This is a genomic window from Brevibacillus ruminantium (assembly GCF_023746555.1).
GTDB lineage: Bacteria > Bacillota > Bacilli > Brevibacillales > Brevibacillaceae > Brevibacillus > Brevibacillus ruminantium.
On the sequence record NZ_CP098755.1, the window covers coordinates 1,554,425 to 1,576,320 of the forward strand.

Annotated in this window: 21 protein-coding genes; all 21 read left to right on the plus strand. The window is 53.8% G+C overall.

Annotation, left to right across the window (positions count from 1 at the left end; all coding sequences use genetic code 11):
* The first annotated feature begins 100 nt into the window (after positions 1-100).
* The 21 genes from NDK47_RS07500 to NDK47_RS07600 all read left to right on the plus strand — a co-directional run bounded on the left by NDK47_RS07500 (position 101) and on the right by NDK47_RS07600 (position 21,809).
* Entirely contained in the window at positions 101-796 is a 696-nt protein-coding gene (locus NDK47_RS07500) for a YveK family protein (RefSeq protein WP_251874231.1), read from the plus strand.
* Between the two features lie 76 nt (positions 797-872).
* Entirely contained in the window at positions 873-1,577 is a 705-nt protein-coding gene (locus tag NDK47_RS07505; RefSeq protein WP_251874232.1) for a CpsD/CapB family tyrosine-protein kinase, read from the plus strand.
* Entirely contained in the window at positions 1,570-2,352 is a 783-nt protein-coding gene (locus tag NDK47_RS07510; protein WP_251874233.1) for a tyrosine-protein phosphatase, read from the plus strand. The genes NDK47_RS07505 and NDK47_RS07510 overlap by 8 nt, the downstream gene beginning before the upstream one ends.
* A gap of 24 nt (positions 2,353-2,376) precedes the next feature.
* Positions 2,377-3,708 (plus strand): nucleotide sugar dehydrogenase, encoded by a 1,332-nt coding sequence (locus NDK47_RS07515; protein WP_251874234.1) that lies wholly within the window; start codon positions 2,377-2,379, stop codon positions 3,706-3,708.
* Positions 3,705-4,658, plus strand: a complete 954-nt coding sequence (locus NDK47_RS07520; RefSeq protein ID WP_251874235.1) for a Gfo/Idh/MocA family protein — start codon at positions 3,705-3,707, stop codon at positions 4,656-4,658. The genes NDK47_RS07515 and NDK47_RS07520 overlap by 4 nt, the downstream gene beginning before the upstream one ends.
* Positions 4,655-5,251 (plus strand): acyltransferase, encoded by a 597-nt coding sequence (locus NDK47_RS07525; RefSeq protein ID WP_305883378.1) that lies wholly within the window; start codon positions 4,655-4,657, stop codon positions 5,249-5,251. Before NDK47_RS07520 ends, NDK47_RS07525 begins: the two co-directional genes overlap by 4 nt.
* A 22-nt stretch (positions 5,252-5,273) precedes the next feature.
* The gene (locus NDK47_RS07530; protein ID WP_251874236.1) at positions 5,274-6,581 is read left to right on the plus strand and encodes an oligosaccharide flippase family protein; all 1,308 of its coding nucleotides are present in this window, start codon (positions 5,274-5,276) and stop codon (positions 6,579-6,581) included.
* On the plus strand, positions 6,568-7,485 hold the full coding sequence (locus tag NDK47_RS07535) for a GNAT family N-acetyltransferase (RefSeq protein WP_251874237.1): 918 nt from the start codon (positions 6,568-6,570) through the stop codon (positions 7,483-7,485). The genes NDK47_RS07530 and NDK47_RS07535 overlap by 14 nt, the downstream gene beginning before the upstream one ends.
* Positions 7,485-8,906 (plus strand): polysaccharide deacetylase family protein, encoded by a 1,422-nt coding sequence (locus NDK47_RS07540; protein WP_251874238.1) that lies wholly within the window; start codon positions 7,485-7,487, stop codon positions 8,904-8,906. Before NDK47_RS07535 ends, NDK47_RS07540 begins: the two co-directional genes overlap by 1 nt.
* Before the next feature lie 19 nt (positions 8,907-8,925).
* On the plus strand, positions 8,926-10,047 hold the full coding sequence (locus NDK47_RS07545) for a DegT/DnrJ/EryC1/StrS family aminotransferase (protein WP_251874239.1): 1,122 nt from the start codon (positions 8,926-8,928) through the stop codon (positions 10,045-10,047).
* A 37-nt stretch (positions 10,048-10,084) separates the two neighbouring features.
* The gene (locus tag NDK47_RS07550) at positions 10,085-11,344 is read left to right on the plus strand and encodes an O-antigen ligase family protein (RefSeq protein ID WP_251874240.1); all 1,260 of its coding nucleotides are present in this window, start codon (positions 10,085-10,087) and stop codon (positions 11,342-11,344) included.
* Positions 11,334-12,233 (plus strand): hypothetical protein, encoded by a 900-nt coding sequence (locus tag NDK47_RS07555; protein ID WP_251874241.1) that lies wholly within the window; start codon positions 11,334-11,336, stop codon positions 12,231-12,233. Before NDK47_RS07550 ends, NDK47_RS07555 begins: the two co-directional genes overlap by 11 nt.
* 11 nt (positions 12,234-12,244) lie before the next feature.
* The gene (locus NDK47_RS07560; RefSeq protein WP_251874242.1) at positions 12,245-13,390 is read left to right on the plus strand and encodes a glycosyltransferase family 4 protein; all 1,146 of its coding nucleotides are present in this window, start codon (positions 12,245-12,247) and stop codon (positions 13,388-13,390) included.
* The gene (locus NDK47_RS07565) at positions 13,387-14,022 is read left to right on the plus strand and encodes a PIG-L deacetylase family protein (RefSeq protein ID WP_251874243.1); all 636 of its coding nucleotides are present in this window, start codon (positions 13,387-13,389) and stop codon (positions 14,020-14,022) included. Before NDK47_RS07560 ends, NDK47_RS07565 begins: the two co-directional genes overlap by 4 nt.
* Positions 14,019-14,744, plus strand: coding sequence for a WbqC family protein (locus NDK47_RS07570; protein ID WP_251874244.1), 726 nt, complete (start codon positions 14,019-14,021; stop codon positions 14,742-14,744). Before NDK47_RS07565 ends, NDK47_RS07570 begins: the two co-directional genes overlap by 4 nt.
* Positions 14,745-14,749: 5 nt before the next feature.
* The gene (locus NDK47_RS07575) at positions 14,750-16,027 is read left to right on the plus strand and encodes a glycosyltransferase family 4 protein (RefSeq protein WP_251876047.1); all 1,278 of its coding nucleotides are present in this window, start codon (positions 14,750-14,752) and stop codon (positions 16,025-16,027) included.
* 13 nt (positions 16,028-16,040) lie between these two features.
* Positions 16,041-16,670, plus strand: a complete 630-nt coding sequence (locus tag NDK47_RS07580) for a sugar transferase (protein ID WP_251874245.1) — start codon at positions 16,041-16,043, stop codon at positions 16,668-16,670.
* 22 nt (positions 16,671-16,692) lie between these two features.
* Entirely contained in the window at positions 16,693-17,709 is a 1,017-nt protein-coding gene (locus tag NDK47_RS07585) for a GNAT family N-acetyltransferase (protein ID WP_251874246.1), read from the plus strand.
* A 17-nt stretch (positions 17,710-17,726) separates the two neighbouring features.
* Complete coding sequence (locus NDK47_RS07590; RefSeq protein WP_251874247.1) at positions 17,727-18,839, plus strand: DegT/DnrJ/EryC1/StrS family aminotransferase; 1,113 nt, start codon at positions 17,727-17,729, stop codon at positions 18,837-18,839.
* A 37-nt stretch (positions 18,840-18,876) separates the two neighbouring features.
* Positions 18,877-20,778: a polysaccharide biosynthesis protein gene (locus NDK47_RS07595; RefSeq protein ID WP_251874248.1), complete on the plus strand. Its 1,902-nt coding sequence runs from the start codon at positions 18,877-18,879 to the stop codon at positions 20,776-20,778.
* 35 nt (positions 20,779-20,813) lie between these two features.
* Positions 20,814-21,809 carry an LCP family protein gene (locus NDK47_RS07600; protein WP_251874249.1) on the plus strand — a complete coding sequence of 332 codons (996 nt, stop codon included), beginning with the start codon at positions 20,814-20,816 and terminating at the stop codon, positions 21,807-21,809.
* Positions 21,810-21,896 lie beyond the last annotated feature (87 nt).

Below are 21,896 nucleotides of genomic sequence, written 5' to 3' on the forward strand. Positions count from 1 at the left end.
GGAGGCTTATGGCTACCGGGGAGCTGGATGGAAGCCAAACGGATAAGATGCGCCGATACGTACACTTTATGTCGATGAAATGTCCAAGGAGGTATTCGTCATGGAGATGGAGCTGGCAGATGTACGACGGATACTGCGGCGGAATGCAGGAATGATTCTGTTGGTAGTGGTTGTCTGCGTCGTGGTAGCGGGGTTGATTAGTTTTTTTGTACTAAAACCAGTATACGAAGCCAAAGCGACGCTGCTTGTCAAAAAACAGCAATCGGGAGGTCAGCTGGCGTATGAGGATCTGATGACCAGTGAGAAGCTGGTGAAAACCTACGGCGAAATCATGAAAAGCCGCTTGGTTGTAGAAGATGTCATCGCCAAGCTGAAGGTGAACGAGTCGGTAACCAATCTGCTAAAGCGAGTTGAGGTAAAGACAGACAATGAATCACTGATGACCGCAGTCGTGGTAAGGGATACCGATCCGGTCAGAGCCGTCCGGATTGCGAACGAATTGGCGCGCATCTCGATGGTGAAATGGAATCAATTAATGGAAATGGACAGTGTGATTCTGATCGATCCGGCCGAGCAGGAGGACTCGCAAAAGCCCGTTCAACCCCGTCCCTATCTAAACATGCTGCTCTCCTTTGTGCTTTCTCTGATGGCGGGAATCGCTTTTGCTTTTCTCCGGGAATTTCTCCATAAAACGGTCGAGACAGAGGAAGAACTGGAAGCCCTGCTTGGCATGCCTGTCCTGGGAATCGTACCCGTGATGAAGCGGTCAAAAAAGTTTATACGCAAAGCGGGGTAGCATTGTGGGAAGCAAACAGGCCAGCATTCAGGGAAGGGACAGGCCTTATGGTAAAAACTGGGAATAGGGGAGTGACATGGATGGAAAGCAGGAAAAAAAAGGAGAGGAAACGATGAGGGCAGGCGATCGGGGGATGTCTCTGGTCTGTTTGGAAGAACCGCGGTCACCTATCGCAGAAGCGTACCGGACACTCAGAACCAATTTGCAGTTTGCCGGCTTTGAACAGGATTTGAAAAGCCTCTTGATTACCAGTGCGGATCCAGGCGAAGGAAAGACGACCACGGTGACCAATCTGGCAGTAGTCATGGCGCAGACGGGCAAGCGTGTTCTCGTCATCGATGCAGACCTGCGAAGACCTGCCCTGCATTTTCGCTTTCCGGTGACGAATCTGAGGGGATTGTCCGAAGTTTTGAGCGGAGAACGCCCCTTCGCGGAAGTGATCCAGCGAGTGGATCAGGAAAATATTCATGTGATGACATCAGGCACCCTTCCCCCCAATCCTTCAGAACTGCTTCATACCGGACAGATGAGGGAGCTTTTGCTCAGCGTCCGAACTCATTATGATGTGATCCTGCTGGATGCTCCCCCAATCCTGCCCGTAACAGATGCACAAATTCTCGCTCGTCATGCGGATGGTGTGCTGCTCGTCGTACGCAGTGGAAAAGTGCTGGTGAATCATGTGAAAAAGGCGCAGGGTTTATTGCAGCACGCGGGAGCCAATCTCGTCGGTACGCTCCTGAACCACAAAAGAATGACGACGAAGAGCTACTACTATGATTGATTTGCACTGCCATATACTACCAAGTGTTGACGATGGCCCTAGAGATGCGGCGACATCATTGGAAATGGCCAGAATGGCTGCATCTGAAGGGATCACTGACATTGTGGCAAGCCCGCACACCCACAACGGTCTATACGAAAACCGCCCTCATCAAGTAATCGCAGCGGTGCAAATACTGCAGCAGCAAATCGATTGCGCGGGAATTCCGCTCGTGATCCATCCCGGGTCCGAAGTGCATTTGCACCATCAGCTGCTGAATCATGTGACCAACGACATGGTCCTGACGATCGGGGACCAGAAGCAGCATCTCTTGCTCGAACTGCCTGTTTACTGCCCGTTTTCTTTTATCGAAAGGGTATTGCAGGACCTGCTCAAAGCGGGCATCACGCCCGTCATTGCCCATCCGGAGCGTAACGAGATGCTGAGAAACTCGCTTCACCACCTGATGAGATGGCGGGAACAGAAAGTCTTGTTTCAGATCAATGCAGGAAGCCTCCTGGGGCAACTGGGTAGAAAGGCGCAGGGATATGCGTACCAGCTGCTGCGACACGGGCTGGTTCATGTACTGGCCAGCGACGGTCACGATACGAGAAAACGAAAGCCTTCGCTGAAAGCTGCCTACCGCTGCTTGGACGAGACCCTGTCCTCAGAGGTTTCCATCCACCTTCAGTGGAATGCGCAAGCCATTCTAAGAGGAGAACCGTGTGTAAACCTGGAACCGCGCTCTGGAACCAGGTTTTTCCAGGTTCCCCGATTTCTTTATCCTTGGCCATGATCCTTTGGAAAAGAGGCGGAATTCATGAGCATGATGATGTCAAAATCCTATCATCAAACTGCAATTATTGAAAAATTTTTAAGCCGTTCCGCTGTTGTAGGTGTGATCGGTATGGGGTATGTAGGTTTGCCTTTCGCCGTTGAAAAGGCGAAGATGGGCTTTCATGTGATCGGAGTGGAGCAAAACCCCTACCGTGCTGATAAAATCAACTCGGGAGAAAGCTATATCCCTGACGTAGACAGTGCTGTACTGACCGACTTGGTCGAACAAGGCTTCATTCGTGCGATGACCGATTTTTCCCTGGTGGCGGAGATGGATGCCATTATTATCTGTGTACCGACGCCGCTCACCAAGCATTTAACACCCGATCTGCAGTATGTCGAAAGTGTCACCCGCGAGCTCGCCGGACGACTGCGGCCGGGACAATTCATTTGCCTGGAGTCCACGACCTATCCCGGAACGACAGAAGAAATCATGCTCCCGATTTTGTCCACTTCCGGTCTTGCAGTGGAGGAGGAGTTTTTCCTGGCGCACTCACCCGAGCGCGTAGATCCGGGAAACAAGCGCTATACGACGAAAAATACCAATAAAGTCGTGGGCGGTATTGGACCGGCCTCCCTACAGGTTGCCAAGACGTTTTACCAACAGACAGTGGAGCATGTGATTGCCGTTTCCAATGCCAAAGTGGCGGAATTGGTAAAGGTGTATGAAAATACGTTTCGGGCGGTCAATATCGCCTTGGTCAACGAACTTCTCATGCTCTGTGATCGTCTGGACTTGAATGTGTGGGAGGTATTGGAGGCTGCTTTTACCAAGCCCTTCGGCATCCTCCCTTTTTACCCGGGGCCGGGCGTGGGGGGACACTGCATCCCGGTCGACCCCCATTACCTGGAATGGAAAGCGAAGGAGCTCAACTTCCAAACCCGCTTCATTTCGCTTGCCGGAGAAATCAATCGGAAAATGCCATCCTTTGTGAAGGAAAAGGTAATCCGGCTTTTAAATGATCAGGGCCGGGCTGTTTGGGGCAGCCGGATTCTCGTGGTAGGAATCGCCTACAAGAAGGATTTGGGTGATTACCGGGAGTCTCCTGCCGTCGATGTGATCAAGCTGCTTCTGGAAGATGGTGCGGAGGTCCTTTACCATGATCCCTTTGTCCCTTCTTTTGAATGCCTGGGCATCGTTCATGAGTCCTTGCCCTTGATGGAGGAGAACGTCACCTCCTGCGATTTGGTCATCATTACTACGGATCATAGCGAGGTTGACTATGAGACGCTTGTCCGTGATGCCAGGCATGTGCTGGATACGCGCAACGCTACCAAAGACGTGCAATATAGGGAAAGGATTACCCCCTTATGAAAAAGGCAGCCGTCCTGGGAGCGGGCAGATGGGGGCAGCATTGGGTACGAACCTTGCATAGGCTGGAAGCGTTGGATTCCGTTGCAGACCTCTCTTCGTCCATCCGTGAACGAGTCGTCACCGCGTATCCCCAGTTGCCCGTCTACGAATCGTATGAGGAAATCTGGGGAAGCAAGGCAGAAGCGGTGGTGATAGCAACACCGGCGCATACCCATTACGCGATGGCCAAAGCAGCGATTCTCTCGGGAAAAGACGTCTTGGTCGAGAAGCCGCTGACTCTGTCCGTCCGGCATGCTCAGGAACTCGTACGACTGGCGAAGGCGCACAGGAGAATCCTAATGGTCGGCCATCTGTTGCTCTATCAACCAGCTATGCAATGGATTCAGGCATACCTCAGCTCCGGCGAATTGGGGGAACTCTACAGCCTTCATCTGAGACGAGCCCAATTGGGGACCATCCGCAGCGTAGAAAATGCAATGTGGAGTCTAGGGGTCCATGACATCGCGGTGATTTTGTCCCTGATCGGGAAATCCCCCACGATGCTTCGGTCAGAAAGTCAAAGCATCTTTCAGCGAGGGATCGAGGATGACGTGCATCTGCATCTCTCCTTTTCCGGCGGGCAACAAGCTCATTTGCACACAACCTGGCTATGGCCGCAAAAGGAAAGGCGCATGGTAATCATCGGTTCCCGGGGGATGCTGGAATTTGAAGAGCTGACTCAGACTGTAAAGCTGCACCGCAAGGGATTTTCAGAAGACCTGGCTTGTCTGGACGACGGCAGCGAGATTGTGTTTAGCGGAACGGGCGAGCCGCTGCAAAGCGAGGCCCTGCATTTTCTGGAGTGTATAGAGACGAGACAGGTTCCCTGGTCGGATGGAGAACAGGGAGTAGCTGTCGTCCGGGTATTGGAGGAAGCCACGCGGATGATGAAAGAGGGTAGCAGACGATGAATCAACCGGACTATTTTGTACATGAATCGGCTTACGTCGACCCAGGAGCCAAAGTTGGGGAAGGAACAAAAATCTGGCATTTCTCGCACGTGATGGAGAGTGCCAGCATCGGTGCCCATTGCAGCCTGGGGCAAAATGTGTTTGTCGGGAGGCATGTACAGATCGGTAATCGTGTGAAAATTCAAAATAATGTCTCTGTCTATGAAGGCGTGTTTTTGGAGGATGATGTGTTTTGCGGTCCCAGCATGGTTTTCACCAATGTAAAAAATCCGCGCTCGGCCTTTCCTCGTGAGCCCGCAACCGATTTTGCACCGACCGTGGTCAAACGGGGGGCAACGATCGGAGCGAATGCCACCATCGTTTGCGGAGTGACGATCGAGGAGTGGGCCTTCATTGCTGCCGGGGCGGTTGTGACCCGGGACGTCCCGGCCTATGCTGCTTTTGCAGGGGTACCCGCGAAGCAAATTGGCTGGATGTGTGAATGCGGTGAGAGGCTGTTCTTTTCCAGTGACGAAACCCAATGCTTGGGCTGCTGCCGCCAGTATCAACGACGAGACCATCGCACGATAAGACGGCTGCTGGAAATATCTTGAAGTGGCAGATGGAGGCGGCAGTATGGCAGCAAGCAAGTTTTTACGCGGTGTCGGGTATCTGGCTGGAGGGACGGCGCTCGCACAAGGTCTGACGTTTCTGGTTACGCCGTTTCTCAGTCGGTTGTACCTTCCTGAGGAGTTTGGCGTTTTTGCTGTGTTTACCTCCCTGCTCTCGATTTTCGTCGTCTTGGCCTCTCTTCGCTACGAATGGGCGATTCCGCTGCCAAAGGAGGAAGAGAGCGCGGCCAATTTGCTGGCGCTGTCGCTGCTGATTACCGGGACAATCGCTCTTTTGATAGGTCTTTCGGTGTGGCTGTGGGGAAGCGAGATGTCGAGCATGCTGAATACCCCGGGGCTTTCATCCGTTCTGTGGCTCTTGCCCTTCAGCTTTCTCGGAGCGGGCGTCTATCAAAGTCTTCATTACTGGGCGCTGCGCAAACAAGCGTATCCGCGGATCATGTCGACCAAGTGGAAGCAGAGCATCGGCATGTCAGTCGTTCAACTGGGAAGCGGGCTGATCCACGCCGGACCGCTCGGTCTTGCGCTGGGGGATATGGTTGGCAGGGTAAGCGGCACAGGCAGCCTCCTACTTACATCCTGGAAGCAGGATCGGGTCAGCTTGCAGGGGATCTCCTGGGGGAATATACGAAAAGCAGCACGTCGCTATATGAAGTTTCCCCTCTTCAGCAGTTGGTCCGCGCTGCTCAATACGATCAGCATGCAAATCCCCATTCTTTTTCTCGGTTACGCCTATCATGCGGAGATCGTCGGTCATTTCTCTTTTTCTCTCAATCTCGTCAGTGCGCCGCTCACCTTGGTCAGCAACGCGGTTTCCAATGTGTATATGGCGGAGATGAGCAAGCTGATGCTGGAGATGCCGGAGCAGGCAGAGATCTTTTTCTGGAAAACACTGCGCAACCTGGTCTTTGTGATTCCACTCGTCGCGCTGCTCGCCCTGTTTGCGCCGTGGCTGTTTGCTGTCGTGTTTGGCGAAGAATGGAGAGATGCCGGCTTGTATCTGCAGATCAGCTCCCCTATGCTTGCGCTTAGCTTCCTCGCCAACAGCATTGGCTTTACCATCATCGTTCTGGAGCGACAGGATTTGCACGCGATACGCGAGCTGATCCGATTGCCCTTAATGCTGCTGGCGGTGGTTTTATCCGTCACTCTCTCTTTTTCTTCCACGCTTACGATTGCCGCACTCTGTACAGCCGGGGCGGTCGGGTATCTCATTCACGGGTACTTGTCCTGGTATGCGATCCGACGCGCCCCCCATCTTTCACAGAAAAATGAGCGGGAGGAGGAACCTGCAAAGCATGCTTGTCAATGAAGGCTTGGCTGAATTTATCCGAATCAAATGGGGACTTGCGCACAAGCAGTGTCAGCTTTTTTCAGGAGAAGGCGAGCTTCCCATGATCGAATCCTCTTTTTTTCTGAACAAGCGAGGCGCGATCAGGCATCCGCCCACGCTTCCCTACATGTCCGTCCGCTTCGTCCACACTCCGGCCCAGTCGCTCTCCAGCATCAACGGCCAGTGGCTGGAGAGCGCCGGACTGCTGGCACAGGAGATGAGCAGCAGGGGGACGGCCAATGCCATCAGTCTTCCCCCAGAAATCACAGACGTCAGGCCCTGGCAATGGGCCGGTTATCGGGCCTATGTCAAATATACTCTTTATCTTGATTTTCCCTACTCGATCAAGCAAGCGAATGAGTCGGTCAGGCGAAATATTCGCAAGGCTGAGAAGCTGGGCTATCGCTGCGTGCGTACCCTGGACGCAGAGGCGGCATTTCAGTGTTTAGCGGAGACGCAAGAGCGAAAAGGGCTAACCCGTTATCTGACTGCGTCGGATCTTCAATTGGCAGTCCGCTTGATCGGAGATGAAGGCTGCCGCGTCTATGTCTGCTATGCCCCAAATGGAGAGCCGGCCAGCGCGTCGATCATCCTGCTTCATCCGGGAGAGCGGGCAAAATTTTGGCTCGTCGGCACGGTTACCAGCCATTTGCAGGCGGGAGTGACCCAACTGCTGATTCGTACGCTTCTGGAGGATTTGCAGGAAGAACAGGTTTTGGGCTTTGACTTTGTTGGCGCCAATAACCCTGGGGTAGCCGATTCCAAGATTCGCTGGGGAGCCAGGCTGGTTCCCTATTATGTGCTGAACAGATACGGAGTAAAACCGCTCCTGCATTATCTGAGAGAGTGGTGGTTGTTTGCGAAAACGCCGGGAAGGGGTTAATGGCTTTGTTGAAAATTGCTCACCCGCCTGGATGGAGACGAGAACGCGCCTATATTTTTGATGTACTGCTGAGCCATTTTCTCGGTATCGACTACGAGGCAGAGGTCGAACTGCGGACTGACATCAGAATCTCTGCTGTGGGTGGGGAGGAGGAGAGCGAACTTATTCTCTCTGACTGCTTTTTTCAGCAGGACGACGGCTGTTGGCTTACCCCGCAATCTCTGCCGCCGCAGCCGTTGGCAAAATGGGACCTGTCTGCGCTCGGTTCCGATGCACCGCTGCGCGATTTGCTGGTGGAGGAAGAGTTGCCGATTATCTGGGGGGCCCCGCTGGAAAACGGCGAGTATCTGGTCAGGAATGATTCCGGCATCCGACTCGGTGTTGATATTTTTGGCAGCTCGTTTTTCATGCTGACCCGCTACGAGGAGGCAGTGAAGCCTGATCGGGACCGCCACGACCGGTTTCCGGCCATCGCCTCTCTCGCCTACCAGGAGGGCTTTCTCGATCGACCGATTGTGAATGAGTATCTGGAGCTGCTCTGGTGGTGCCTGAAGGCTTTGTGGCCGGGGTTGGAACGAAAGCAGCATCGTTTCCAGATGCGGATCAGCCACGATGTAGATTGGCCACTGGGCATGGCGTACATCCCGATCACGGCGGTTTTGAGGAAAGCGGTGGGAGACGTATGGAGACGTCACAATCTGGGCCTTGCCATGCGGAGGGTACAGTCTTTGATAAAAGTAAAACGGGGAGATCTCGATGCAGATCTCTACAATACATTTGACTGGATCATGAATGTCTGCGAACGCCAAGGCCTGCAAACTGCCTTTTACTTTATCGCCGGTCATACCGCAGGACAGATCGACGGCCTTTACCATCTCGAAGACGAGTGGATTCGAAAACTGCTGCGCCGCGTTCATGAACGGGGGCATGAGATCGGGCTTCATCCCAGTTACCATACCTATCGTGATCCCGCTGCCTTGAATCACGAGTTTCAGAGGCTGCTGGCCACACTCGAGGATGAAGGGATCGTTCAGCAGCGCATCGGTGGACGGCAGCATTATTTGCGCTGGGAGAATCCGACTACCTGGGGACTTTGGGCAGAGGCCGGGCTCAGCTATGACAGCACTCTGGGATATGCGGATCATGCAGGCTTTCGCTGTGGAGTGTGCTATGATTACCCGGTTTATCATCTACAGACGCGGCAAGCCTTGCAACTCGTCGAGCAGCCTTTGATTGTGATGGAAATCACAGTTTTGGAGAAGATTTACATGAATCTGTCGCGGGAGAAGGCGAGAGAGGAGATTGAAAAGCTGAAGGCGCGCTGTCGGAAATACAACGGCAATTTTACCTTACTCTGGCATAATAATGTGTTGATTCATCCCTTGGACGCCGAATTGTTTCAAGTGATTTTGCAAAATTGAGGGGAAAGGGGGGCTGGCTGTGTCAGCAATACCCATCTTTGACCCGCAGCCGGAAATCGATCTGCTGTGGGAAGAGCTAAACGATGCGATTCAGGGCGTCCTTCGATCAGGGCTGTTCATTATGGGGACCCAGGTTGCAGCTTTTGAAAGGGAGGCGGCTGCGTATTTGGGCGTCAAGCATGCTATCGCTGTCAATTCCGGGACAGACGCTTTGGTGATTGCGCTTCGTGCACTTGGCATCGGGCCCGGCGATGAAGTGATCACCAGTCCGTTCACGTTCTTTGCTACGGCGGAAGCGATCGAGCAGGTGGGCGCAATCCCTGTTTTTGTCGATATCGAAGACCGGTATTACACGATAGATGCAGGAAGCATTGAGGCTGTGATCACGCCGCGGACAAAAGCCATTTTACCTGTACATCTTTACGGACAAGCGGCGGATCTGGATGCGATCCAGCAAGTAGCGCAGCGATACGGCCTGTATCTCGTCGAGGATGCAGCCCAGTCCTTTGGCGGCGAGTATCAGGGTGTCAAGCTGGGAACGTTCGGAGAGGCCGGCTGCTTCTCCTTTTTCCCCACCAAAAATTTGGGCGGGTACGGGGATGGCGGCATGCTCGTGACCAATGATGATCGGGTTGCAGAGCTGGCTGCGATGCTCCGCGTACACGGCTCCAGGCAGAAATACAGAAATGAATGTGTCGGATATAACTCCCGGCTGGACGAAATACAGGCAGCCATTTTGCGGGTGAAACTGAAGCGGATTGATGAGTGGAACGACCTGAGACGGGAGGCTGCCCATCGCTATCATGAACTGCTGAGTACGATCGGCGGGCTCATCGTGCCAAGCGAGCGGGAATGCGGCAAGCATGTCTTTCACCAATACACGGTGCGTCTTCCTGAAGACCGGCGAGATGCTGTAACGAAGGGACTCCGCCAGCATGGCATCGGCACGATGATCTATTACCCGATTCCAGTTCACCAGTTGCCCGTGTACAAACATCTGGGGATCACTTTGCCGGTGGCCGAAGCATGTGCCCGCGAAGTATTTTCCCTGCCGCTCTGGCCTCACCTCTCAGCCCAGCTACAGTCCGAGGTTGCCGTCTGTCTCCGCAGGCTGCTTGCTACTGAAACGGGTTCCCCTTAATATTTCCACGTCAAAGAGAAACAGCGAGGACACTGGGATGAAAACGCGATGGCTACCGATTGAGTTAGATGGAAAAACAATGGTGTTTGGAGGCTTCTTACTCGCAGGCAATTTTAAAGCCGATCCCCGTCTCTCCTGGCTGCCCGTTGATCTCACCTTGCTGCTTGCTTTGCTCACCATCGCTTATCTGGCTATTGCCTTGCACAAAAATCAATACCGCCTCCCGCTGCCGCTCTTCTGGATGTGGGGATTGTTTTTCCTGTTTCTCCTGCCGCTGTACTGGATCGAGTGGACTGCGTACGGGACGGAAAAAGTATGGAAGCTGTTCAGCTTCACCCTGCTTGCTGCGATCGCCCCGTTGTTTCTCTGCAAAGGGGAGTCAGAAATCCGCAACGTGTTTCAGATAATGACGTGCCTAGCCATTATTATGGGCGTCGACAGCTTCACATCGTGGCTGTTGGCAGGCCAAGGGGGAGCCCATGCGAATTCAACGGGGATGACGGCGTTTGGCTCGAGTACGATCGCTCTGGGTCGGACGACGGGGCTGGCTTTTCTATGGATTTTCCTGCTTGCCGTGGAAAGCCGGATGAATGCCGCTCTGGCGATTGGGCTGCTGGCCTTTTTCTTGCTCGTCCTGATCGGGTCGGGGTCGCGCGGACCGCTGATGTCGCTGTTGGCAGTGGCAGCGGTCGCAGGTCCACTGTACTACGGGAGAAAAGGGAAACAGATCGGCATCTTCTGCATCGGTCTGCTGATCCTCAGCCTCGTGATGACGACGGCGCTTTCCATTCTTCCACAGTCTGCCACGAATCGCATCCAAAGCTTTTTGGAAGGCGATTTGGGCGCTTCAGAGCTGTCCAGATTGACGGCCTTTGAGCGTTCCTGGGAGACAATCGCTGCCCACCCGTTTGGAATCGGCTGGGGAGGCTTCGCTCACGAGATTAATTTGTGGCAGGGTGAAACCAGACAATATCCGCACAACATCTGGCTGGAGATCACTCTGGAGGGAGGGTGGCTGGCTGGATTGGCATTGCTTGCGTTGTTTTATGCAGGATTCAGCAGGCTCTACCGCCATTTGCGCAGCTTTGAAGCGAGGGCTCTCTTCGCTGCGCTGCTGTATTTCCTCCTGAATGCCATGGTGAGTGGCGATATCAACGACAACAAGCTGCTTTTCGCGTTAGCAGGGGTCGCGCTTGTTTTTACGCCGCGAAAGGCACAGGAGCATGCGGAAAAAGAAAGGAAAGAACATGAATTCACTGTCGCAGTGAAAAGGGAGGTCAATGATTGTGAGCCGTAGGTTCCTGTGGCGTCTCTATTCTGATTTCATCATGCCTTCCCGGTTGAGTCTCTACGAACAATTGCTGAGAGAAGCACGCGACCGGGGATATGAGCTGCATTCAGTCGCCTCGTTCTGGGAGGTGATCAAGGCGGGCGGACCAGCCAAACATACCCGCTATCTGATTTTGCGTCATGATGTAGATACCGATGTGAAGACGGCCAAGGCGATGTTCTCCATTGAAAACAAGCTGGGAGGGAGAGCCTCTTACTATTTCCGGCTGTCGACCATCGACGTTGCTTTTATGAAGGAGATCCACCTGGCAGGGGCAGAGGCCAGCTATCACTACGAAGAGATTGCTGCCATCGGCAAGCAGCAAGGCTTCGACAGCAAAGAGCAGGTGTATCTTTCGATGGAGCAAATCCGCCAATTGTTTATCAAAAATTACCTGGCCCTGCGTGAGCAAACGGGCTTGCCGCTGCATACAGTCGCTTCCCATGGGGACTTTTTCAACCGGCGGGTCGGGATCGCAAACAGCGAAATTTTGGCCTGCGAGGAGGTCCGCCAGCAACTGGGGATTGAACTGGAGACTTACGATGAAAACATGATGCGGTATGTAACCAGCCGCCACTCTGATACACTTGCCCCGCACTTTTGGAAGCCGGATGATCCGTTAGCTGCCTTGCAGAAAGAGGAGCCGGTGGTTTATGTGCTAACCCATCCCCGGCACTGGCAGGCAGATGTGCCCGGAAATCTGCTGGATGACGGAAAGCGTCTCTGGGAAGAGATTTGTTACCAGCTCCGCAAAACGTCATCGTATTCCCTGCTGCCCGGGGGCTTGACCTTGCAAGTGTTCGCAGATGAGCTGCTTTTACAAAAGGGCCTTCCGTTTCTCATGCTGATCGGGTAAAGGGAGGAAGTATGAGCAGAAAAGTGGTTCATCTGACGTCTGTACACGGGGCCTATGACACGAGAATTTTTCACAAGCAGTGCAAGACTCTGGCAAAAAATGGGTATCAGGTGGTGCTGGTCGTCCCGCATGAACAGGATCAGCAAATCGATGACATCTCTATTCGAGCTGTCCCTTTGCGTACAGGCCGCCTGTCACGGATGACGCGGACGGTCCGGGATGTCTACCTGCAGGCGAGAAAGGAAGACGCCGAACTGTATCATTTCCACGATCCGGAACTGATTTTCGTGGGACTGCTGCTCAAGCTGCACGGGAAAAAGGTCATCTACGATGTACATGAGGATGTGCCGAGGCAAATCCTGAGCAAACACTGGATCAAGCCGTGGGTCCGCCTGTTTGTCGCCAAGGCAGTCGAAGGGGTGGAAGCCATCGGGGCCCGCTGGTTTGACGGAATCGTTACGGTTACGACCAAAATTGCCAAGCGGTTTCCCGCTGAAAAAACATGGCTCGTACAAAACTTTCCGATGCTGGAGGAGTTTGCGCTCCCGGCAGAGGATGGCTCCGTGGAAAAAGAAAATGCGCTCGCCTTCATCGGCGATATCAGCATGATCAGGGGCGTGAAGCAGACCGTAGAGGCGTTGTCCCGCCTGCCGGAAAGCTCGCCTGTCCGACTCAAGCTGGCTGGGCGGTTTGCGCCGCCCGAGCTTGAAGAAGAGTTTCGCTCCATGCCCGGCTGGGAGAGAGTCGAGTATCTGGGCTGGCTCTCCCGCGATCACATCAGGAAGCTGCTGGCAGAGGTACGGGGTGGAATCGTGCCGTATCATCCGGTCCCCAATTATATCGATGCCCAGCCAAACAAACTGTTTGAATACATGGCGGCAGGAATACCGGTGATCGCCTCTGACTTTCCTCTCTGGAGAGAATTTGTCGCCAAAGAAAACTGCGGTGTGCTGGTTAATCCACAGAATGTGGACGCCATTGCCAGAGCGATCCAGGAGCTGCTGGATGATCCGGATGAAGCACAGGCGATGGGGCGGCGCGGCCGGAGCGTGGTTGAGGAAAGGTATAACTGGGAAGCAGAGGGGAGGTCCCTGACTGCACTATATCAGAAGCTGTTGCCACTTCTGTCCAAGGAAGGGAGGGATGACGGGAAATGAATCCGAAAAGGGTCTTGATTTTGGCACCCCATACAGACGATGCGGAGCTGGGGTGCGGCGGTTTTATCGCCAGGCTTGTCGAGCAAAGCGCAGAGGTATTTGTGGCGACCTTTTCAACTGCGGAGGAATCCGTCCCGAAACTGGCTCCGCCTGATACGATGGAACAGGAGTTTTATGAAGCGATGTCGATCCTCGGTGTGCCGCGGGATCGGCTTTTTGTTTTTCGCTACCCCGTGCGCTGGTTTTCCAGCCTTCGTCAGGAGATTTTGGAAGAGATCGTTGCGCTGCGCTGCCGGATCTATCCGGATATCGTGCTATTGCCCTCCAGCCAGGATATGCATCAGGATCATCAAGTGATTCACCTGGAAGGCTTGCGCGCTTTCAAGGAAACCACGGTGCTTGGCTATGAACTGCCATGGAACCAGATTTCATTTCCCGCCCAGGGCTTTATACCATTGGAACAGCGTTTCGTCAGGCGAAAATGGGAGGCACTGCAAGCCTACCAGTCTCAAATTGAAATGCAGCGCCCTTATTTTACCCAGGCGTTTATCGAAGGACTGGCCAAAATGCGCGGAACGCAGATCAAGCGGGATTGGGCAGAGGCGTATGAGGTCCTGAGGATGGTTCTATGATTGTGGCCATCCATCAGCCCAACCTGTTTCCATGGCTCGGTTTTTTTGACAAAATGGCGAGCGCCGATGCATTCATCCTGCTGGACAATGTCCAGTTTACCCGGCGAGGCTATCAAAACCGCGTACAAATCAAAGGGCCGCAGGGAATGCAATGGCTCACCGTGCCTGTAAAGTCCAAGGGACAGTATCAACAGCTCACCTGCCAGATCGAAATCAACGGGGAACATGAATGGAAGGAGAAGCATCTCAAGACCATAGAACGGCTGTATCGAAATACGCCGGCATTCGAAGAGCTTTTCCCTGCCGTACAAGAGCTGTACCGGCCCGCCCACCAGAAATTGATCGAGCTGACGATCCCCGGGATTGAGTGGATCAAAACAAAGCTGGAGATTCGCACGCCCATTTATCTGGCTTCTGATTTTCAGGCGGAGGGAGCAAGCTCCGAGCTGCTGTCCGAGCTGGTGCGTGCAGTCGGTGGGACCTGCTATCTGTCCGGGCCAAGCGGAAAAGAGTATCTGGAGGGCGAAGTGTTTGCACAAAGGGGAATTGCCGTCAGGTATCAATATTTTCAGGAGGAGCCGTATCCGCAGCGATTTGGTCCATTTGTCGGCGGTGCAAGCGCACTCGACTATTTGTTTAATGATCCACTCCTTTTTCACTGGAAAAACGGGAGGGCCAATCTACAGAATCTGACTTTGGAAAAAAGGATGTGTAAACCGTGAACATCATGCTGATCTTTCCTTATGCCGGCTCACATAGACACGGAATGGCTCTCCGCCCCTATTATCTGGCCAGAGAGTGGGTCAAGCTGGGGCATGAGGTGACCATCGTGGCGTCAGGCTTCTCCCATTTGCGGCTCGTGAACCCCGACAACAAAGATGGATTGACAGAGGAAATGATTGACGGTATTCGCTACCTCTGGATCAAGACCCCCCGCTATACAGGAAATGGTTCGCGCCGCGTCCTGAATATGCTGGGATTCGCCTGGCTCATCCACCGCTATGCCCCGATCCTGTCGGAGCGGTATAGACCGGATCTGGTCATGGTTTCTTCTCCTCATCCCTTCAGTATTTTCGGGGCAAAACGCGTGGCCCGCAGCGCCCGAGCCAAATTGGTGTTTGAGGTGCGTGATCTGTGGCCCCAGTCATTGATCGAGTATGGAAACAGATCGGCCTGGCATCCCTTTATCATACTGACCCAATTTGCCGAAAACTACGCCTATTCTGTATCGGATCAAATCGTTTCCCTGCTCCCCAAGGCGGAAGAGCATATGCGCCTGCACGGTTTGGCGCAAGGGAAATTTTACTACCTGCCTAACGGCATCGTCGTGGAGGAATGGGAGGAATCGGGGCCAGAGAGGCTGCCGGATCTCCATAGGGAGACGCTGCAGCGCTGGAAAGAGGAAGGGCGATTTATTATTGGGTATGCGGGATCGCATGGACTTGCCAATCGGCTGGAGGATTTGATAGAAGCGGCCGATGAATTGCGCGATCAGCCCGTCGCCTTTGTCCTTGTCGGGCAAGGGCCGATGAAAGCAGCCCTAGAGCAGCTTGTCGAGGAAAAAGGGCTGCGTCATGTCTCTTTTCTGCCGCCGATTCCCAAAACGGCGATTCCTGCTTGTCTGCGCTGGATGGACGCTTTGTTTATGGGGTGGAAAATGCTCCCTCTGCTGCGCTTTGGCGTCTCCGCAAACAAGCTCTTTGATTACATGATGGCAGGCAAACCTGTGATCCATGCGATTGATGCAGGCAATGATCCCATCGAGGAGGCCGGTTGCGGCATCTCGATTCGACCGGAGGATTCCCGGCAATTAGTGGATGCAATCCGGAGGCTGTTGAAGATGACGGAAAAAGAACGGCAGGAGATGGGGCAGAGGGGAAGATCATACGTGATGGAAATGCATAACCTGGAGCATCTTGCCAGCCGATTTTTAACGGATGTATGCGGACAGCCGCAACACGTGAACAAAGCCCAGCCGGCCCAGCCGCTTCACTGGGGTGAATAGGAGGCAGCGAACCATGGGTTATCCGTCATGGAAACGAGGGCTTGACCTGATTTTTTCCGTTTTGTTGATCCTCCTGCTGCTGCCCTTGTCTGTCGTGATTGCGCTGTGGATCAAGGCAGATTCCCAAGGCCCGATCCTGTTTACGCAGGAGCGTGTAGGAAGGAGTGGCCAGCTTTTTCGCATCTATAAGTTTCGGACCATGATCCGCCATGCTGAGCGACAGGGAGATGGATTTTATACGGGGCAGCACGATCCGCGCATCACCAGAGCAGGTCACTTTCTCCGGCGCTGGAGCCTCGACGAGCTGCCCCAGCTGCTTAATATTCTCAAAGGGGAGATGAGTTTTATCGGACCGCGCCCCACCCTCGCCTATCAGGTCGAACAATATTCGCCGAGACAGCGGGGAAGACTGGCCGTACGTCCAGGTCTGACCGGTCTTGCCCAGGTGAGCGGACGCAATGAATTAAGCTGGCCGGAACGCATCGAGCTGGATTTGAACTATGTAGAGAGACTTTCACTGAACCTGGATCTGTACATTTTGCTGCGGACTTTTCGCGTCGTGCTGAAAAAGGACGGAATCTACGCTGAAAAAGAAAAGTTCTTGCTAAAAAGCGAGAAGCAGCAATACTCCGCGAAGGAATAATGATAAGGGGGGACAGCTTTCCATGGGGAAAAATTCTGCGGCACCAGAAGTGGATGTGGAGCGGGCCAAGCGTGTCCTGACGCGTATGGAGAGTCGATTGACATGTCCCTCTCATCAACCTGATTATATATTGATTGACGCTACGAGAGAAGGCGGGCTGACGCCTGCTTTTTTTATTTATGAAGAACAGCAGGACGTGTTTTACCACGCCTTTTTGATGGGCGCCGTGCCGGGAACGGATTTGTACGACGTGCAAACCCCGTATGGATACGGCGGAGCTTTGGCCACGACGACGAGCCCCTCTTTTTTAGCGCGCTCCTGGGCTGCCTATCATGAGTGGTGCAGGGAGAACCGCATTCTCGCCGAATTGGTCCGCTTTCATCCGCTCTTGGAGAACTGGCGATTGTATCCCGGCGAGGTGACGTTGAATCGGGAAACGGTTGCCATCGACCTGACGGGTGACGACTTGTTTGCGCAATACCTGACGCGGGGCCGGAGGAAAGTAAGAAAAGCATGGAGGCAGGGGTTCACCGTGGAATGGACGGATCACGCCGAATTTTTCAGCTACTTTCCGCGCTTGTACAACCAGCTCATGGAGGATCTTGAGGCAGCGTCATTCTATTTCTTTCCCGATTCCTATTACCAGGCTTGGGAGCGCTTTGCCAATGCCCATTACGCTTTGTGCAGGTGGGAGGGACAGGTGGTTGCCGCCGCCTTTTTCTATCGAAATGCGGAGATTTTGGAGTACCACTTGTCTGCGGCGAGTGCAGCAGGGAAGGAATGGGGAGCCACTTCTCTGTTGATTCACGAAGCGGCCAGGCTGGGAAAAGAGTACGGCTGCAGATATCTGCATCTGGGCGGAGGAACGGACCCGTCGCCTGAGAATCCGCTGTTTTTCTTCAAATCCGGTTTTTCCGGGCAGAGAGGAAAGTTTTATCTGGGCAAGACCATATTTTTGCCGGAGCGATACGAGGAGCTGCGGTGCGACTGGCGGATGAAAAACGGTGCCGAGCCGAACCGCGTACTGTTTTATCGCTGACGAAAGGAGAGAGTGCGATGAAGGTTCCATTATCAGGACCGGATATCACGGAGAGGGAGAAGCAGTTGGTGCTGGAAGTGCTCGATTCCGGCCAGTTGTCGCTGGGATCAAAGCTGGAGGCATTTGAAGCCAAGATGGCGGCTTATGTGGGGAGGCGGTATGCGATTGCGTGCAACAGCGGAACGAGTGCGCTGCACATGCTGATCCGGGCGATGGGCATCGGCGAAGAAGATGAGGTCATCACCACGCCATTCAGCTTCGTCTCCTCCAGTAATTGTATTTTGTATGAACGTGCCAGGCCTGTCTTCGTCGACATTGATGAGCAATCCTTCAATATAAACCCGGAGCTGATCGCAAAACACATCACGGAGCGGACCAAGGCCATTCTGCCCGTCCACGTCTTCGGACAGCCGGCCAACATGGAGGCGATTATGGATGTAGCCCAAACCTACGGACTTCGCGTTATTGAGGATGCCTGCGAAGCGATTGGGGCCTTTTGGAATGGAAAAATGGCGGGGAGCTTTGGTGATGCCGGCGTCTTCGCCTTTTATCCCAACAAGCAGATGACCACAGGCGAGGGCGGCATGATCGTGACAGATGATCCTGAGCTGGCGGCGCTGTGCAGAAGTCTGCGCAACCAGGGACGCGGTGAAGACGGGCTTTGGCTTTCACATGTTCGCTTGGGGTGGAATTACCGTTTGGATGAACTGAGCGCTGCTCTCGGCATCGCCCAGTTGGAACGAATCGAGCAACTGCTGGGCCGCCGCGCTGAGGTGGCAGCTCGTTATCTGGAAAAGCTGGCCGACGTACCCGGTGTGATTTTACCAGTGATCGATCCGCGAGCAGAGATGAGCTGGTTTGTCTTCGTCATCCGCTTGCAGAACAGCCTCCGCCGGGATTTCCTGATGGAAAGACTGCTGGCGCAAGGGATCGGGTGCAGACCGTATTTTCCCCCGATTCATCTGCAGCCCTTCTACCAGCAACAATTCGGCTATCAGCAGGGAGATTTTCAAGTGACGGAGTCCGTGTCTGCCTCTACCCTGGCGATTCCCTTTTTCAGCGGCTTGACCGAAGCGCAGATCGATTACGTGTGCAGGGCGATTCATCAGGAACTGGCCGTATGTCTGTAAAGAGGAGTCTCATGCAACCCAGCAAGGAGGGATGGCGATGACGCATCGAAAGCGTCTGTTGCTGCTGTGTTTTTTAGATGCGTGCACGATCGCGGGAGCTGTTATCCTCGCATGTTTCCTGCGATTTGACTTTACCTTGACTGCTGCAGAGTGGCAGATGATTCCGTTCATGATCAGCGCCTATATATTGCTTACATTAGCGGCCTTTCATCGCGGCAAGCTGTATCACCGGGTCTGGACCTATGCCAGTATCGGCGAATTGCTGTCCATCGTGAAAATGAGCTTGTGGGTGTCAGGCTTCATGTTTATCGGCTTGTTTTTGTTACAGCCGCTTTTTCCATTGGTTTCGATGCCGACGTCGATATTGCTCATCTCCTGGATGCTGATGGTTTTGGGAATAGGCGGTTCGCGCTTGTCCTGGAGAATTTTTCGCGATTCCTACCTGATCAAAAAGGGGGGACAGCCGCGAAGAAATGTCCTGATTGTTGGAGCTGGGCAGGCAGGCGTGCTTGTCACCAGTGAGCTGCGCTTTGCCAAAGGCTCCCGATACTGGCCGGTTGCCTTTATTGATGACGACCGCACTCAACACCATCTCGAGCTGGCTGGCCTGCCGATTTTGGGAGGGAAGGACAAGATCCAGAAAGCAGTCGAAACCTATCAGGTACAGGATGTCGTCATCGCCAAGCCGACTGCTTCCAAAGAAGAAATCGCCGGAATCATCGACATCTGCAAAACGACGAAGGTGAATGTAAAAATACTGCCGAGCGCCACAGATGTGATTAATGGTAAGGTCTCCATCGGGATGATTCGGGATGTGCAGGTAGAGGATTTGTTGGGGAGAGAGCCGGTTACGCTGGATATCGCCGGAATCTCCAGTTATGTCTCCGGACAGGTGGTGCTGGTGACGGGAGCGGGCGGCTCGATCGGCTCCGAGCTATGCCGCCAGATTCTCCGTTATCACCCCCGGCAATTGCTGCTCCTCGGACACGGCGAGAACAGCATCTACGAAATTGATATGGAATTGCGACAGGCATTCCCCGAATCATCGCTGATGCCGGTGATTGCCGACATCCAGGACCTGGCCGTGCTGGAGGAGATTTTTGAGCAGTATCGGCCGAAGGTAGTCTTCCATGCTGCTGCCCACAAGCATGTTCCCATGATGGAGCAAAATCCGTTTGCGGCCATCAAAAACAATCTGTTTGGAACGAGAAACGTAGCAGACTGCGCCAACCTGTACGGAGCCTCCCATTTTGTGCTGATCTCGACTGACAAGGCGGTGAACCCGAGCAGCATCATGGGGGTGACGAAACGGTTGGCCGAGCTGCTGATTCAAAGCCTCAATCAGCACAGCCGGACCAAATTCGCCGCAGTCCGCTTTGGCAACGTTCTGGGCAGCAGGGGGAGTGTCATCCCCGTCTTCAAAAAACAGATCCTGCAAGGCGGTCCCGTAACGGTTACGCATCCGGACATGGTTCGCTATTTCATGACCATACCAGAAGCGGTCCAGTTGATTATTCAAGCAGGCTCGATGGCAAAAGGCGGGGAGATTTTTATCCTGGACATGGGCGAGCCCGTCAAGATCGCTGATTTGGCCAGAGATTTGATCTCTTTGTCCGGCCTGGAACCGGAGGTGGACATCAAGATTGTCTATTCCGGGATCAGGCCGGGAGAAAAGCTGTTTGAGGAGTTGCTGACGGCCAAGGAAGGCATTCTCGCAACGAAACACGACAAAATCTTTATCAGTGAGCCGCTTCCGATTGCATCTGAAGAGTTTCACCAAGCGTTGGAGCAAATGGAACTGCTCATCTCCGCGCCGGGAACTGACCAACAACTGAAAGAAGTGCTGGCGTTGATCAGCCAGCTTGTGCCGGAATTTCAAAGACAACCAGCAAACACGGAGCCCGCTGCCAGACAGGTTACTGCGCCCAGCTCCGCCTAATCCATCCATCGGATTGCCAGGAGGAGGTCAAAGAGATGAAGCCAGTGAAAGAGTGGAGACGTCAAACAAAGTGGCTTGCAGCGCTGGTTGCTCTCTGTTTGCTTGGACTGCTTGCTTTTGCGGGTTCATTTGTCTGGTCTCTGTATCAGACGGCAGCAGACATCTACCATCCTGTCGAACGTCTCCCGTCCGTGCCTCGCCAGCTTGCGGTTGGGGCCGAAACAGCTGGGGCCGGACTCTCGGTGCCGGTATCCAACCAACCAGAAGCGCAAAAGGAAGAGAGCAAACAAAAGAAGATCGAAACCTTTTTGCTCCTCGGGGTCGATCGGGAGAGCAACTCACCTGACCGGGGGCGGACAGATGTCATTCTGCTCGTCATTTACAACCAGGGAAGCGGCAAAATTACGCTTTTGTCTCTGCCGCGCGACACCTATGTGGAGATTGCCGGAAAAGGAAAAAAGGACAAGGTTAACCATGCCTATGGTTACGGCGTGGAAACGACTATCGCCACCGTAGAGAATTTTATGGGCGTACCAGTGGATCATTACGTTTTGGCCAACTTTGACGGTTTCCAGAAAGTGATTGATCTGCTCGGCGGCATCACGCTGGATGTGGATGAGCATGCCGCTTTAGAACTGGAACTGCCAGCGGGGGAAAGACATCTCAGTGGTGAGCAGGCTTTGACTTTTGCCCGGTTTCGCGGAGACCGGGAGGGAGACTTCGGGAGAAATGCACGGCATCAACAAGTGATCAAAGCGCTCGTGGAGCAAACTCGCAGTCTGCGATCGCCGGGAAAAATCAAGGAGATCTTGAGTGTCGTCGGCGATGATCTACGGACAGATGTCGCACTGACAGAGATGATTTCTCTGGCGACAAGCCTGAATGAGTGGCCGGAGATGACCGTGGAGCAGCTGCGCTATACCGGCCGTCCCGCGCGATTTGGCCCCCAGTCACTCAGCTACGTCATCATCGAGGAAGCGGAGCAGAAACGAGTAACGGAGCAATTGATACAGGCACTACGCATTCCTTAGAGTCGGGATCAGTAATGCAGGGGGGAATTTTGGTTCAGGGGCAGATTTATGCTATGATAGCCTTCTAGGATATTTTTGCAATGAAAG